This is a genomic window from Bradyrhizobium sp. ORS 86, assembly GCF_045571475.1.
In the GTDB taxonomy this organism is placed as follows: domain Bacteria; phylum Pseudomonadota; class Alphaproteobacteria; order Rhizobiales; family Xanthobacteraceae; genus Bradyrhizobium.
The window spans coordinates 4,678,409-4,693,853 of record NZ_CP120699.1 but is presented as its reverse complement, the minus strand read 5'-3'; the positions used below and the strand labels follow the sequence as shown (position 1 = coordinate 4,693,853).

The window sequence follows — 15,445 nt, the reverse complement described above, 5'->3', positions numbered from 1 at the left end:
TTTGCCCGAGCGTTTTCCGCGAACACGGCCACGGGATCTCGGAGACGTCCACATGAGAGTGTCGAAATTTATCGGGCCGCTTGTCGCGGCCGCGATCGCGATGGGTCTGGCTTCGGGTGCGATGGCACAGCAGAAGACCGTCAAGATCGGCGCGGTGTTTCCCCTTAGCGGCAATGCCGCCAGCGCCGGCGTGCACGCCAAGGCCGCGATCGAGGTCGCGCTCGACATCATTAACAATGCGCATCCCGAGCTCGGCAATTTCCCGCTTGCGAAGAATGCCGGGCTCGCCGGCCTCGGTGGCGCCAAGCTCGAAGTGGTGTTCGCCGACAACCAGGGCAGCCCCGCGACCGGGCAGAACCAGGCGCTGCGGCTGATCACCGAAGAGAAGGTGGTGGCCCTCACCGGCGCCTATCAATCTGGCATCACGCTGACCGCCAGCGCGATCGCCGAGAAGTACGGCATTCCCTTCGTCAACGGCGAGTCGGTTGCCTCCAATCTCACCGAGCGCGGCTTCAAATGGTTCTTCCGCACCACGCCGATCGCGACCGATTTCGCCAAGGTCTACTACGACTTCTTCACCGAGATGAAGGCCTCCGGCGCCAAGACCGACAACATCGCGGTGGTGCACGACACCACCGAATACGGCGTCTCCGTCGCCAACACGCTCGCCGCAACCTTCAAGGAGAAGGGGCATCCGATCGCGCAGGATGTCGCCTACACAACAAACGCGACCGATGTGCAGAGCCAGGTGCTGCAGCTCAAGGACAAGAAGCCCGACATCGTCATCATGATCTCCTACACGTCGGATGCGATTCTGTTCGCCAAGACCATGCAGGCGCTGGACTACAAGCCGCCGATGCTGCTCGCCGACGACTCCGGCTATTCCGACCCGTCCTTCATCAAGGCGGTGGGCAAGATCTCGCAAGGCGTGTTCAACCGATCGTCCTGGAGCGTCGGCCCCGCCGGCTCGCCGACCGCGGTCATCGCCAAGCTGTACAAGGAGAAGAGCGGCGACGAGATGGACGACACGGCTGCGCGCCAGATGCAGGCCTTCTTCGTGCTGGCCGATGCGATCGATCGCGCAGGCTCGACCGAGCCGGCCAAGATCCAGGCCGCGCTGAAAGCGACCGATCTGAAGCCGGATCAACTGATGATCGGATACAAGGGCGTCAAGTTCGACGACAAGGGCCAGAACGTCCTCGCCTCCGGCCTGATCATCCAGTTGCAAGACGGCGAGAACTACGTCGCGGTGTTCCCGAAAGCGAATGCCGTGAAGCCGCCGGTCATGCCCTTCAAAGGCTGGTGATGAGGTGGAGGGCGGGGCGCAGGGCTCCGCCCTTCCTGCTGGCGTCGATGGGGGCGAAGGCATCAACGCATTGGTGCGCTTGAGATGAGATTGAACTGGCTCCACGCTGAAGCTCGACCTCTCCCGCCGGGAGAGGTCGCGCCGAAGACGCGGGTGAGGGGTACGCTCTCTCGTTGGAGCCGCGGCCCTTCACCCGGCGCTGCGCGCCGACCTCTCCCCGACATGGAGAGGTGCAAGGTGCTTTCACGGCGACATCACACCTGATCGGGCGCTAATCGATGTCCATTGTTCTTGTCCAGGTGATCGTGGGTGGCCTCCTGCTCGGGGCCGTTTACGCGCTGTTCTCTTCCGGCCTGACGCTGGTGTGGGGCATGATGAACGTGGTCAATTTTGCCCACGGCGATTTCGTCATGCTCGGCATGTACGTCGCCTATGTGGTGTACACGCTGCTCGGTGGCGGCCCGCTCGCCGGCGCGCCGCTGGCGACGCTGCTGCTCGCGACGCTCGGCATCGCCGTCTATTTCGGCCTGATCCGCGACGTCATGAAGGGGCCGATGCTGGCGCAGATCCTCGGCACGTTCGGGCTGGCGCTGCTGCTGCGCTATTCCGTGTTCTGGTGGTTCGGCGCCAATTTTTTGTCGCTACCCGGAGATCTCGTCGGCGGCACATTCGATGTGCTTGGCATCCGCATCGAGGCGTCGCGGTTGCTCGCCGGCATCGTCGCGCTGTTAGTGACGCTCGGGCTGCATCTGCTGTTGACGCGCACCACGCTCGGTTCGCGGATGCTCGCGGTCGCCGAGGATTCCACGGCGGCGCAGTTGATGGGTATCCGCCCGGATAGCATGCAGGCGATCGCCTGGGCGATCGCGGCGGGCGCCACCGGGCTCGCCGGCGCGCTGATCGCGACCTTCTTCTATGTCGTGCCGACTGTCGGCGAGACGCTCGGCATCGTCGCCTTCGTCACGGTTTCGCTCGGTGGCTTCGGCAGCGTGCCGGGAGCGTTGGTCGCGGGCCTTCTGATCGGCGTGATCGAGTCGCTGTCGGGCTATCTGATCGGCGCCGTCTACAAGGACATGGTGGTATATGCCCTGTTCCTCGGCTTCCTCTGGTTCAGGCCGCAGGGCCTGATGGGCAAGACGTGATGCGCCGCACTTTCTGGCCCGCAATCGCGATCGTGCTGATCGTGGCTTACCCCTGGGTGTTCTCGACGCCGTTCCAGCAGCGGCTCGGCGCGCTGGTGCTGCTCTATGCGATTGCGGCGTCGGCTTGGAACATCATCGGCGGCTATGCCGGTCAGGTCTCGGTGGGGCACGCCGTGTTCTTCGGCTGCGGCGCCTATGCCGCGATGGGAGCCTATGCGCATTATGGGCTGTCGCCGCTGGTTGGCATCCCGGTCGGGCTAGTCGCCAGCGTTGCGATCGCGGCTGTGATCGGCGTGCCGACGCTGCGGCTGTCGGGGCATTATTTCAGCATGGCGACAATCGCGGTCGCCGAGCTCGCCCGGCTGATCGTCACCAACACCGATTATCTCGGCGCCGCGGTCGGTCTGAGCGGCCCGACCGTACCGCGCAACGTGTTCGATCTCTCCTTCATCTCGGCACTGCCATACTACTATCTCTTCCTCGCTGTCCTCGCGATCACGCTCCTGATCACCTGGTGGATGGCGAGCAGCCGGATGGGATTCTATTTGCGTGCGATCAGGGATTCCGAGCGCGCGGCACGCTCGCTTGGAGCACCGGCCAGCCGCGTCAAGCTGTACGCCTACATGCTGAGCGCGGGGTTCACCAGCGTCGCCGGCGCGCTCTACGCGATGATGTTCGGCTTCGTCGACCCGGAGTCCGGGCTCGGCTTGTTGATCTCGGTGAAGATCCTCATCATGGCCGCGCTCGGCGGCGCGGGCCTCCTGTTCGGGCCGCTGGTCGGCGCGGCAATCCTGGTGCCGCTGGAGGAAATCTCCAACAGCCTGCTCGGCGGCAAGGGCGCCGGCCTGACCTTCGTGGTGTACGGTGCAATCATCGTGCTGATCGCGCGCTTCCAGCCGGGCGGTATCCTGGCGCTGGTCAGCCGCCTGCGGGCAAAGAAATCGAAGGACGATTCCACGAAGGGGGCGGCCAATGCTCCTTGAAGCACGCGACATCACCAAGGCGTTCGGTAGCTTCAAGGCGGTGAACGCGGCGAGCGTCACGCTTGAGCAGGGCGACATCCTCGGCCTGATCGGCCCGAATGGCGCCGGCAAATCCACCTTCTTCAACTGCCTGACCGGAGATCTCGCGCTGACCTCCGGCAAGGTGTTCCTCGAAGGCCACGACATCACCAGCATGTCGCCGGAGACGAGGGCGCGGCTCGGGCTTGCGCGCACCTTCCAGGTGCCGCAGACCTTTGAGGGCATGACCGTGCTCGAAAACGTCATGATCGGCGCCTTCCTGCGCACCAGCCATCGCGCCGAGGCCGAGACCAAGGCGCGCGCTGTGCTGGCGCAGGTCGGCATGGAACGGCTCGCCGACGCGCCGGCGCGCTCGCTCGGCACGCCCGGCCGCAAGCGGCTTGAGATCGCGCGGGCGCTCGCCACCGAACCCACGGTCCTGCTGCTCGACGAGGCCATGGCCGGGCTGACCCAGCGCGAGGTGCAGCTTGCGATCGACCTCGTCCGCAACATTCATCGCTCCGGCATCACGCTCGTGATCGTCGAGCACATCATGGAAGTGATCATGTCGCTGGCGAGCCGCGTCATGGTGTTCCATCAGGGCAGGGAGATCGCCCGCGGCACGCCGCAGGAGGTCACCTCCAATCCGGCCGTGATTGCCGCCTATCTCGGTACCCGCGCCGCTGCCAAGGTCGCCGCCGGCCACACCCCGATCGAGCTGATGGGCGGGCCCACGACATGACCGGTCCGCTGCTCAAGATCGAGCATCTGGAGGTGCGCTACGGCGATCTGATCGGCGTGTCCGATGTCTCGCTCGAGGTGCCGGCGGGTAGCGTTGTCGCGCTGCTCGGCTCCAATGGCGGCGGTAAGACCACGACGCTGAACGCGATCGCGGGTCTCATCCCCGTGCATTCCGGAACGATCAGCTTCGCCGGGCAACAGCTCGCGGGGCAAAGCGCGTTCGCGGTCGTGCGCAGAGGGCTCGCGCTCTCGCCGGAAGGCTGGCGGCTGTTCGTGCAGCAGAGCGTCGAGAACAATCTGTTGCTCGGCGCAACCCCGCTGCGCGACAAGAGCCGCGTCAAGACGCTGCTGGAGCGCGTCTACGACATCTTTCCGCGGCTGAAGGAGCGCCGCCTCCAGCGCGCCGGCACCATGTCCGGCGGCGAGCGCCAGATGCTGGCGGTCGGCCGCGCGCTGATGAGCGATCCGAAGCTGCTGATGCTGGACGAGCCGTCGCTGGGGCTGGCGCCCGCGGTGGTCGAATCCATGTACGAGACGTTCGGCCGCCTGCACCGCGAGGGGTTGACTATCCTGCTCGCCGAACAGTCGATCGAGCTGGCGCTTGAAGTTTCCGATTTCGCGACCGTGCTACAGGTCGGCAGGAGCGTGCTCTCGGGGACGGCCGCCGCACTCGCCGACGATCCGCAAGTGCAGAAGGCGTATCTCGGCGGATGATCGTGATGCGGAGTGGCGCAGGTGCCAGTCTGCTTACTTGATCTTGTCGTACACCGCCGCGAAGTCATTGAGCGGCATCGGTATGGTGATGGTTTCCTTGGCGAGATTCTGGAACGAGATCTTGAGCTGCTTGCCCGATCTCAGCGCGTTCAGGATGTCGGCGGCGATCGGCGTGTTGACGTAGCAGCCGCGCGCCTCGCAGGTCTGGATCGCCACGTCGGCGCTCTTGCCATCGTCGATCTGCAGCCTGGCGCCGCCCGGCAGGTTGAGCCCGAGCGGTAGCTGGATCAGCGCGACGGGAGTGCGGGTGTCGCCCGGCACGCGAATATTGACCAGCACGACGAGCTGGCCGGTCTTGCTGAGCACGGCCGTCTGCTCCATCGCGCATTCGAGCGGCGCGTCGCGGCTTGCGCTGGTGCAGCGTGCGACCCAGCCGGGATTGTTCGAAGGCGCGGCGTCGGCATGGGGTGCGACGGGAGCCGGGGCCGGCGCGTTCTTGCCCTTGGAAGGTTGGGCATGGCTAAACCCGACAATGCCGAACAGGGTAAGCACGACCAACAGCGACTTTGTGACAACCTTCACGGCAGCGGCTCCGAACTGAACGCCTTTCGGATGTGCCGGTGGACGCGCAAAGTCAAGTCACTCGGCAGCTTCCTTGACTGATCCGTCCCTGCGGTCGTCGGTGTCATCGCCCGGCCGCTGCGAGCGGCCCCAATTCGCGAAGGCGTTGGAGACCCGGTCAAGGTAGAGATAGACCACGGGCGTGGTGAACAGCGTCAGCGCCTGGCTGACGATCAGGCCGCCAACCATGGCATAGCCGAGCGGCTGGCGGATTTCCGAGCCGGTGCCGGTGCCGAGCATCAGCGGCACGCCGCCGAGCAGTGCGGCCATCGTCGTCATCATGATCGGACGGAAGCGAAGCAGGGCAGCCTGACGGATCGCCGCTTCCGGCTCCAGATGATCGTCGCGCTCGGCGGCGATGGCGAAGTCGACCATCATGATGCCGTTCTTCTTCACGATGCCGATCAGCAGGATGATGCCGATCAGCGCGATCAGCGAGAAGTCGAAGCCGGCCGCCATCAGGATCGCCAGCGCGCCGACACCGGCCGACGGCAGCGTCGACAGAATCGTGATCGGGTGGATGTAGCTCTCGTAGAGAATGCCGAGGATCAGGTAGACCACCACGAGCGCGGCGAGGATCAGCAGTGGCACGGTCGACAGCGACTGCTGGAACGCCTGCGCGGTGCCCTGGAAGCTCGAGCTCAGGGTCGGCGGCGCGCCGAGCTCGACCATCGCCCTCTGCACGGCCTCAGTCGCCTGGCCGAGCGCGACGCCCTGCGCCAGGTTGAACGAGATGGTGATCGCCGGGAATTGGCCCTGGTGGCTGATCGAGAGCGGCCGCACTGGTACGCTGGTCCATTTCGCGAAGGTCGACAGCGGCACCTGGTCGCCAGTCAGTGGCGACTTGACGTAGATCTTGTTCAGCGTGTCGATCGCGCCCTGCAACTCCGGCAGCACCTCGAGGATGACGTGGTAGCTGTTGAGCTGGGTGAAATACTGCGTCACCTGACGCTGGCCGAAGGCATCATAGAGCGTGTCGTCGATCAGTTGCGGCTGGATGCCGTAGCGCGAGGCGGTGTCGCGGTTGATCTGCAGCTCGACCGTGGTGCCCTTGGTCTGCTGGTCGGTCGCGACATCGCGCAGCTCGGGCAGCGTCTGCATCTTGGTCAGGATCTTGGGCGCCCATTCGTTCAGCTCGGCGAGGTTGGCGTCCTGCAGCGTGAATTCGAACTGGGTGCGGGTCGGCCGCCCGCCGAGGCGGACGTCCTGTGCGGCCTGCATGAACAGCCGGGCGCCCTCGACCTTTTCAAGCTTCGGCCGCAGGCGGGCGATGATCTGCTGGGCGTTCGCATCGCGATCCTTCAGCGGTTTCAGCGTGATGAACAGGTTGCCGTTGTTGCCGGCCCGGCCGCTGCCGCCGATCGCCATCGCCACGGACGCCACGGCGGGATCTTCCAGGATGATCTTGCCGAGCGCCTCCTGCTTTCGCTTCATGTCGGCGAAGGAAATGTCCTGGTTGGCTTCCGAGGTCGCGGTGATCAGGCCGACGTCCTGCTGCGGGAAGAAGCCTTTCGGGATGATGACGAACAGGTAGACCGACAACGCCAGCGTGGCGAAGAAGATCATCAATGTCGTGAACTTCCAGCGTAGTGCGAGGTTGAGCCCGCGTTCATAGCCGCGCAGCATCGCAACGAAACCGCGCTCGCTGAGCTGATAGAAGCGGCCGTGCCGCTCCTCGCTGTGGGCGCGCAGGAAGCGCGACGCCATCATCGGGGTCAAGGTCAGCGACACGAACATCGAAACGAAGATCGTCATCGCCAACACGACCGCGAATTCGCGGAACAGGCGGCCGATGATGCCGCCCATCAGAAGCAGCGGGATCAGCACCGCGACCAGCGAGACGCTGATCGAGACGATGGTGAAGCCGATCTCGCTCGACCCCTTGAAGGCGGCGGCCAATGGTCTTTCGCCGTCCTCGATGTAGCGGCTGATGTTCTCCAGCATCACGATGGCGTCGTCGACCACGAAGCCGACCGCGATCGTCAGCGCCATCAGTGACAGGTTGTCGAGCGTGTAGCCGAAAATCCACATCAGCGCGCAGGCGCCGAGCAGGGCAAGCGGCACCGTCACCGCGGGGATCACGGTCGCCCAGAAGCTGCGCAGGAATATGAAGATCACCATCACGACCAGGAAGATCGTCAGGAGCAAGGTGAACTGAACGTCCTCGACCGCGGCGCGGATCGTCGTGGTGCGGTCGCTGATCACGTCGATCTTGATCGCTGGCGGGATCGCCGCGACCAGGCGTGGCAACGCCTCTTTGATCTTGTCGACGGTGTCGATGACGTTGGCGCCCGGCTGCTTGAAGATGACAAGGAACACGCCGCGCTTGCCGTTCGCCCAGGCGGCCTGCTTGGCGTCTTCGGGCCCGTCGACCGCCTGACCGATGTCACGGATCCGCAGCGGCCCGCCGTTGCGGTAAGCGATTATGACGTCGTTCCAAGGGTCTGCCTTGAGTAACTGGTCGTTGGCATAGATCGTGTAGGCGCGACTGACGCCGTCGATATTGCCCTTGGGACTGTCGACGGTGGAGTTTGCGATCGCGGTGCGGACGTCTTCCAGCGACAGCCCTTTCGCGACCAGCTTGGCCGGATCGATCTGGACGCGCACCGATGGCTTCTGCTGCCCGCCGATGATGACCTGCGCGACGCCGGAAATCTGGCTGATCTGCTGAGCAAGCTGGGCGTCGACGGAGTCGCTGACCGTGGTCAGCGGCAGCGTGTCCGAGGTCGCCGACAGCAGCATGATCGGCGCGTCCGCTGGATTCACCTTGCGATAGGTCGGCGGCGAGGGGAGGGTCTTGGGCAACTGGCCGCTTGCCGCGTTAATCGCACCCTGCACGTCATTGGCGGCGCCGTCGATGCTGCGGTTGAGATCGAACTGGATCGTGACCGACGCGGTGCCGAGATAACTCGTCGAGGTCATCTGGGCGATGCCCGGGATCTGGGCGAACTGGCGCTCCAGCGGCTGGGCGACCGAGGTTGCCATCGTCTCAGGACTGGCGCCCGGCAAGCTCGCGGTGATCTGGATGGTCGGGAAGTCGACCTGCGGCAGCGGCGCCACCGGCAGCAACGGATAGGCGACGAGACCGACAAAGAGGATGCCGGCCATCAGCAGCGAGGTGCCGATGGGGTAGCGAATGAATGGTGCGGAAATTCCGTCGCTCATTCGTCCTTAACCTTCGAGTGAGCCTGGTCCGAGCTGGCCACCGCGGTCGTCACCAGAGTCCCCGGTGACACCTTGTACTGGCCCGCAACGATCACCTGCTGGCCTGGCGACAGGCCTTCGTCGACCACCGATTTGCCGTCGATCGACTGGCTGACCTTGATCTTGCGGAGCTCGGCCTTGTTGTCCTGATTCACCGAAAATGCATAAAGGCCGTCGGTGCCGTGTTGCACTGCATCATCCGGGACGACGGTTGCACCTTTCAAGGTTCGGACCAGCAGCCGGGTCGAGACCGACTGGCCCGGCCACAGCGCATGGTCCTTGTTGTCGAACACCGCCTTCAGCCGAATTGTTCCGCTGGTGGTGTCGACTTGGTTGTTGATCAGCGCCAGCGTTCCCGTCGACAACGGGCGCTTGCCGTCGGTGGACAGGGCGATCGTCTTCGGCGGCGCCTCGGCCAGCGCGGCCTGGATGTCGGGTAGCTGGTCTTCGGGTGCGGTGAAAATCACCGCGATCGGCTCGATCTGCGTGATCGACACGATCGCGGTCTGGGTCGCGGCATTGACGATGTTGCCGATATCGACCAGTCGGAGCCCAACGATGCCGTCGATTGGAGACTTCACCGTTGCGTAGTCCACCTGGGTCTGTGCGTTGAAGATGGCGGCATCGTCGGCCGCAATCTGCGCAGTCAACTGAGCGACCGTGGAACGCTGCGTGTCGGTCTGCTGGCGGGTGGCGAATTCGCCGAGCCTGGTGTAGCGCTGCAGGTCCAGATTGGCATTGGCGAGATTGGCCTCGTCTTGCGCCTTCTTCGCCTTGGCCTGGTCAAGCGCTGCCTGATACGGCCGCGCATCAATATCGACCAGCGTGTCGCCCGCCTTGACGAACTGGCCTTCCCTGAAGTGGATGTTGGTGATCTGGCCGTCGATCCGGGTGCGGACCTGAACTGTGTTGAAGGCTTGCACGGTGCCGAGACCGGTCAGGTAGACCGGGAAATCCGCCTTCTCGACCGGTGCAATCTTGACCGGGACCGCCGGGCGCGCGGCAGCGCGCTTCTGCGCGGCCTCAGCCGCCAGCTTGTTGCCCTGATATTTCTGCCAGCCAAAGTAGCCCGCTGCGCCTATCGCGGCGATCAGCAAAACCCAACCAATTGCGCGTGACTTGGACATGCTCGCTCTTGCTTTCGACGGACAATCTTGGGTCGGACGAACAATAGGGGGTCATGGAAACCGTTCCCAGAGCTTGCGGATATAATATGCGTGCACTTAATGTGTAAACACACTACGACTTGAGAATCCTAAACATTTGGAAAGATTTAGGTCAGAAACAAACGGAAACGTCCCGACCGGGAAATACGATGTCGACCGATCTCAAACGCCAATTTATTGCACAGCTTGTCGAGAGCTCGCGACTGCTCCGCAACTACATTGATCACCGCGCCAAGGCACGTGGCACAACCCGCGCGCAATGGATCGTGCTCTTCCGTCTGCGCGAGCAGGAGGGACTGTCGCAGGTCGATCTTGCCGACGTGCTCGAGTTGCAGCCGATCTCGCTGGTGCGGCTGCTCGATCGCCTGGTTGAGCACGGCCTGCTCGAACGGCGGCCAGATCCAAAGGATCGGCGCGCCAATCGCTTGTTCTTGACCAGGCGTGGACGTCAACTCGTGGACGATCTCGACAGTCTGCGCGATGCGATCGCAAGTGACGTGCTGCGCGGTGTGTCGGACGCGCATGTAGAAAGCGGACTGGCGACGCTCCGCTCGGTCAAGGATCGCATCAAGGCTCTCGGCGACGGACCGGAGACCATCGCCGCGAAATAGCCTGTCGCCGCGTTCGTCGGCCAACTCGTTCGCCGCGGGCCATGCGCCGGTTGAAACGCCGGGCGATGTCGTTCATATCGCGCGTCGATGATGTGAGACGGGGAGGGCCGCGATGGACGAATTGAACGGGCGCATGATGGCGTGTCAGATCCTGATCACGGGGCTGATCGCGCGGGTTGCCAACGAGCAGCGTGACCCCCTGCGCTTCCTCACCGACTTCCGCGACGAGATCAAAGCCGTAGTCAACGGCGTCAACATCGCCGGCATGGACAATACCGAGCGTGTGCGGCAGGTCGCGCAACGCACCGTCGATGAGCTGTTTTCGCTGATGAAGCCGCCAAGCACGGATTGATGTTGCGTGCCTCCGGTGCGGGCAACGCCGTCAACCAACAGTATCTTCGTACTTATTAGAACGATTATTAGAACGCTTAAAAATCTGGATTTAGAACGATTTCAGACCGCAGATTAGAATCGCTTTGAATTGGGGCGATTCAAGAGCGTTGTTGCTGCGATCGCATTGACCCGAAAATTCACGCTCAGTAACCGAGGAGACAGTTCGTCGCAATTCGGACTCGTGGACGAACTTGATTTCGGGGGCGTGTGGAATGAGCAATGCAAAGGCACCAAGGTCGCTGCGCTTTGACGCGGCGCTCGGTTCGATCGACGATGGTGCGAGCTATTCGGGTACGAAGGTGTCGGCGGTCGCAGGTCTGATCGCCGTGGCATCCTTTTCGGGTGCCGAAGCGCAGCAGTCTAACCTCCCGCCGGTGACGGTCGATGCCCCGGTCGCTCGCCCGCGTCCTGCGACGTCCAAACCGACGCCCGATCAGGTCCGCGCCCGCACGGCACTGCGCCGTGCGGCGCGGCGCAATCAGCAGGCGCAGCAGGCGCCGGTGCCGTTTTCCAACGCCGGCGGTCTTTCCGCCGACCGCGATCCCTACGCCGATCCGGCCGCGCCGTACAAAGGCGACCGCTTGCAGGAATCCGGGAAATTTCCCGAGCCGATCTTGAACACGCCGAAGTCGGTCACCGTGCTGACCAAGGACGTGCTCGAAGACAAGAATGCAACCTCGCTGAAATCTGCGATCCTGAGCACGGCCGGCGTGACACTCGGCACCGGCGAGGGCGGCAATGCCTTCGGCGACCGCTTCTTCATCCGCGGCTTCGACGCGCGCAACGATATCTTCATCGACGGCGTGCGTGACGCCGGCGTCAGCGTCCGCGAGAACTTCTTCACCGAGCAGGTCGAGATCCTGCGTGGGCCCGGCTCGTCCTTTGCGGGACGCGGCACCACCGGCGGCGCGATCAACATCGTCACCAAGCAGGCGACGACGCAGAACAGCTTCTACAACATGGACACCACGTTCGGCACCGATCGTACCAAGCGGGTGACCCTCGATGTCAACCAGGTGATCAGCCCGACGCTGGCGATCCGCGCCGGCGGTCTGTTCCAAGATGCCGGCGTCGCCGGACGCAGCTATGTCACCGACAATCGCGACGGCGCATTTGTCGCTGGAACGTGGAAGCCGATCGATGCGGTGAAGATCACCGGCAATTACATCCATACCGAGCTCACCGGCATCCCGGATTTCGGCGTGCCCTATTATCGGCCGAGCACCGCCAGCACGGCCGGCGGACCGTTCCCGGATTTTGGCGTCAACCGCAACAACTTCTACGGCTTCGTCAATCGCGACTTCTTCAGGACCGGGCAGGATATCGGCACGATCAACGCAGAGGTCCAGGTCACGCCGGACCTCGTGATCAGCAACAAGATACGGGAATCGCGTTCGACCCAGAACTATATCGGCACTCTGCCTGAATCGCCGACGCTGGCTCCTGGCGCTCCGTTCACCGCGTACACGCTAACTGCGAATCCGCAGAGCCGGCTCCAGATTACCGACGTATTCGCGAACCAGACCGAAGCGACCTACAAGTCGGTCGACGGCCTTGGGTTCCAGCATACGACGACGGCAGGCGTCGAGTACGACAACGAGCGGTCTTCGATCGACAGCTATTCAGGACTTCGGTCGGAGCTGACGACGGGGCCGACATCCTTCAACGGCACCGGCTCGCTGGCGGGCGTCAGCGTCTTTTATCCGCAATACACGAATATCCCGTTCCCGACCGGCCCAACTCTCAATGGCAGGCCGACCAAGATCGGTATCGATACCGTGAGCGGGTACGTCATGGATACCGCCAACTACAACGACTTCGTCATCCTCAATGGCGGCATCCGTTACGACGATTACAACATCAACACGTCCGGATACGCGACGAATGGCACCATCGGCCGGCAGTCGGCTGACTTCGGGATGCCGAACTTTAACCTGGGGCTCACCTTGAAGCCGCTGCCGAACGGTAGCGTCTATGCGGCCTATGCGACGTCGTCCAACCCTGTCGGCGCCGAGTTCGACGGCACCAGCACCGCCTATGGCGGTATCAATCCGGTTCTCAACGGCGGCAACAATCAGATCTTCGGGCCGGAAAAGAACACGGCCATCGAGATCGGCACCAAGTGGGAGCTGTTCGACCGCCATCTGCTGGTGACGGCAGCCTTGTTCCAGACCGAGAAGGAGAACGCGCGCGAAGCGCAGAATGTCGCTAGCGCGACCGCAGCCGCCGCGATCCCGGGATGTGTCTATCCCGCGGGAACGACCGGCAATGTGTCCTGCATTACAGCAGGCGCCGCTTACCGCATCCGCGGCATCGATCTCGGCGTCGGCGGCAAGATTACAGACAAGTGGAGCGTGTTCGGCGGCCTCGTGTTGATGCAGTCGGAGGTGACGCAGTCGCTGGCACCGCCGGCCAACAGGATACTGTACGCCAGCAACATCGGGCTGCCGCTCGCCAACGTCGCGCATCAGTCGTTCAGCATGCTCACGAAGTACCAGCTCACCGACGTCTGGGAGATCGGCGGGCAGGCCGTGTATCGCTCGAAGGTGTATGGTGGCACGCTGCTCGCCGCCAACCAGGGCACGTCGATCCCGAGCTATTGGCGCTTCGACGCCTTTGCCGAAGCAAAGATCGACAAGAACTGGACGGTGAAGCTGTTCGTCAACAACATCTTCGACAAGCGCTACTACGACGCTCTGTATCAGAGTGCGGCACCGTTCGTCCTGGAAGCGCCGGGACGCGCCGCGTATCTGGTTGTTTCAGCGCGTTACTGAGAGAGGCTTCGAAGCGTCGAGATGCTGGTCTGTGTCCCCAATGTTTTGAGCAAATCGGATGTGGCGGACTTCCGCCGCATCATGGATGCCGGCGACTGGGAAGACGGCCGCTCGACGGCCGGGGCGGCCTCCGCGCTGGTGAAGCGCAACCAGCAACTGCCGCCCGACAGCGAGGTCGCGCGGCAACTCGGCAACCGGATTCTGACTGCGCTGTCGGCGAGCCCGCGCTTCATCTCGGCGGCGATCCCGCTTAGAATCTTTCCACCCTTGTTCAATCGCTACGCCGCAAGCGACGGGCATCATTTCGGCCTGCACGTCGACAATGCGGTGCGTGGCGACCGGTTGACCGGCATGCGGATCCGCACCGACCTGTCGGTCACGCTGTTTTTATCGGAGCCGGAAGATTACGACGGCGGCGAGCTCGTCATCGAAGACCTCTACGGCTCGCATGAAATCAAGTTGCCGGCGGGCGATCTGGTCCTTTATCCTGCGTCCAGCCTGCATCTGGTCACGCCCGTCACCAGGGGGACGCGGGTGGCGTCTTTTTTCTGGTTGCAGAGCATGGTACGGGATGCGCACGCGCGCAGCCTGATCTTTGATCTCGATACGGCGATACAGGCCCTGGTGGAACGGCTGGGGCGCGACGACCCTGAAACGGTCAAATTGACCGGCATTTATCACAACCTGATCCGCCACTGGGCTGAAGTGTAACGATGAAGACATCCTTGTTCCGTGCTGCATCCGCCATGGTCGCCTCGCTGGCAATGTTGATGCTCGCTGCGCCGGCGTCGGCGCAACAGCAGGCGGCGCCTGCCGCGCAGGCTGCGCCCGCGGTCAGGCCTCAGGCGGCACCGGCGGCACAGCCGCCAGCCGCCGTGACGGAGCAGCCCGCGCCGCTGGCTCAGCCGGCCCCAACGGTTCCGCAAGCGCAGGCCGCGCCGGCACCCGCCGCCCCGGCGCCGGCCGCTGCCCCAGCGCAGACGTCGGAATCGCCGGCAACCGGTGCATCGTCGCCCGCGGCGGCGGGCGGCGAGACCAAGTCGCTGAAAACGACCGCCACCGGTCTGCACGAATTGTCGCCGTGGACCATGTTCATGAACGCCGACATCATCGTGAAGGCAGTGATGATCGGTCTGGCCTTCGCTTCACTGGTCACCTGGACGGTGTTCATCGCTAAGATGATCGAGCTCACCGTGGCCCAAGGCAAGCTGCGGGCTGCGCTCGCCAAGATCAGCGAAGCGCGCTCGCTGGCGGAAGCGCAGTTCGCGCTCGGTGCCAAGGGCAATGTGCTGTCGTCCTTCATCGCGGCCGCGATGCGCGAGGGCCGGCTGTCGGCCGGCATCTCCAGCGACAGCGGCATCAAGGAACGCGCCGCGTCCAGCTTCTCCGAGATCGTCCGGGCAGAGGCTCGCCGGATCCGGCTCGGCATGGGCCTGCTCGCGACCATCGGCGCGACGTCGCCCTTCGTCGGCCTGTTCGGCACGGTCTGGGGCATCATGAACAGCTTCATCGGCATTTCGAAGTCGCAGACCACGAACCTCGCCGTGGTGGCGCCGGGCATTGCCGAGGCGCTGCTCGCCACCGCGATCGGCCTGGTCGCGGCGATCCCCGCGGTCATCATCTACAACCATTTCTCGCGCGTGACGAAGACCTACCTCGAGCTCGTCAGCCGCGCCTCGGGCGCCGCGGCACGGCTGCTGTCACGCGATCTCGACCGCACCCATGGCAGCCTGCCGCAAGGTTCGCACGCGCGCGCTGCGGCGGCGGAGTAG

At 63.9% G+C, this 15,445-nt stretch carries 13 protein-coding genes; 10 read left to right on the top strand and 3 right to left on the bottom strand.

Annotation, left to right across the window (positions count from 1 at the left end):
• Positions 1-52 precede the first annotated feature (52 nt).
• The 5 genes from P6U25_RS22005 (at position 53) to P6U25_RS21985 (ending at position 4,904) form a co-directional block, all read left to right on the top strand.
• Entirely contained in the window at positions 53-1,306 is a 1,254-nt protein-coding gene (locus P6U25_RS22005) for an ABC transporter substrate-binding protein (protein ID WP_407146869.1), read from the top strand.
• A 278-nt stretch (positions 1,307-1,584) separates the two neighbouring features.
• A complete protein-coding gene (locus P6U25_RS22000) occupies positions 1,585-2,448 on the top strand; it encodes a branched-chain amino acid ABC transporter permease (RefSeq protein ID WP_407146868.1) in 864 nt (287 codons plus the stop codon).
• Positions 2,448-3,431: a branched-chain amino acid ABC transporter permease gene (locus P6U25_RS21995; protein WP_407146867.1), complete on the top strand. Its 984-nt coding sequence runs from the start codon at positions 2,448-2,450 to the stop codon at positions 3,429-3,431. Before P6U25_RS22000 ends, P6U25_RS21995 begins: the two co-directional genes overlap by 1 nt.
• A complete protein-coding gene (locus P6U25_RS21990) occupies positions 3,421-4,191 on the top strand; it encodes an ABC transporter ATP-binding protein (RefSeq protein WP_407146866.1) in 771 nt (256 codons plus the stop codon). Before P6U25_RS21995 ends, P6U25_RS21990 begins: the two co-directional genes overlap by 11 nt.
• A complete protein-coding gene (locus P6U25_RS21985) occupies positions 4,188-4,904 on the top strand; it encodes an ABC transporter ATP-binding protein (RefSeq protein ID WP_407146865.1) in 717 nt (238 codons plus the stop codon). Before P6U25_RS21990 ends, P6U25_RS21985 begins: the two co-directional genes overlap by 4 nt.
• 33 nt (positions 4,905-4,937) lie before the next feature.
• On the opposite strand, the gene P6U25_RS21980 is transcribed toward P6U25_RS21985, so the two are convergent.
• The 3 genes from P6U25_RS21980 to P6U25_RS21970 are packed head-to-tail and all read right to left on the bottom strand — an operon-like array spanning position 4,938 to position 9,856.
• Complete coding sequence (locus P6U25_RS21980) at positions 4,938-5,486, bottom strand: invasion associated locus B family protein (RefSeq protein ID WP_407146864.1); 549 nt, start codon at positions 5,484-5,486, stop codon at positions 4,938-4,940.
• Between the two features lie 57 nt (positions 5,487-5,543).
• Complete coding sequence (locus tag P6U25_RS21975) at positions 5,544-8,690, bottom strand: multidrug efflux RND transporter permease subunit (RefSeq protein ID WP_407146863.1); 3,147 nt, start codon at positions 8,688-8,690, stop codon at positions 5,544-5,546.
• A complete protein-coding gene (locus tag P6U25_RS21970) occupies positions 8,687-9,856 on the bottom strand; it encodes an efflux RND transporter periplasmic adaptor subunit (protein WP_407146862.1) in 1,170 nt (389 codons plus the stop codon). Before P6U25_RS21970 ends, P6U25_RS21975 begins: the two co-directional genes overlap by 4 nt.
• 188 nt (positions 9,857-10,044) lie before the next feature.
• On the opposite strand from P6U25_RS21970, the gene P6U25_RS21965 reads away from it, so the two are divergent.
• The 5 genes from P6U25_RS21965 (at position 10,045) to exbB (ending at position 15,445) form a co-directional block, all read left to right on the top strand.
• Positions 10,045-10,506 (top strand): MarR family winged helix-turn-helix transcriptional regulator, encoded by a 462-nt coding sequence (locus P6U25_RS21965; RefSeq protein ID WP_407146861.1) that lies wholly within the window; start codon positions 10,045-10,047, stop codon positions 10,504-10,506.
• Between the two features lie 112 nt (positions 10,507-10,618).
• Positions 10,619-10,858: a hypothetical protein gene (locus P6U25_RS21960; protein WP_280979466.1), complete on the top strand. Its 240-nt coding sequence runs from the start codon at positions 10,619-10,621 to the stop codon at positions 10,856-10,858.
• Positions 10,859-11,111: 253 nt separating this feature from the next.
• Positions 11,112-13,673 carry a TonB-dependent receptor gene (locus P6U25_RS21955; protein ID WP_407146860.1) on the top strand — a complete coding sequence of 854 codons (2,562 nt, stop codon included), beginning with the start codon at positions 11,112-11,114 and terminating at the stop codon, positions 13,671-13,673.
• A gap of 21 nt (positions 13,674-13,694) precedes the next feature.
• Positions 13,695-14,384 carry a Fe2+-dependent dioxygenase gene (locus tag P6U25_RS21950; RefSeq protein ID WP_407146859.1) on the top strand — a complete coding sequence of 230 codons (690 nt, stop codon included), beginning with the start codon at positions 13,695-13,697 and terminating at the stop codon, positions 14,382-14,384.
• Positions 14,385-14,386: 2 nt separating this feature from the next.
• Entirely contained in the window at positions 14,387-15,445 is a 1,059-nt protein-coding gene (gene exbB / locus P6U25_RS21945) for a tonB-system energizer ExbB (protein ID WP_407146858.1), read from the top strand.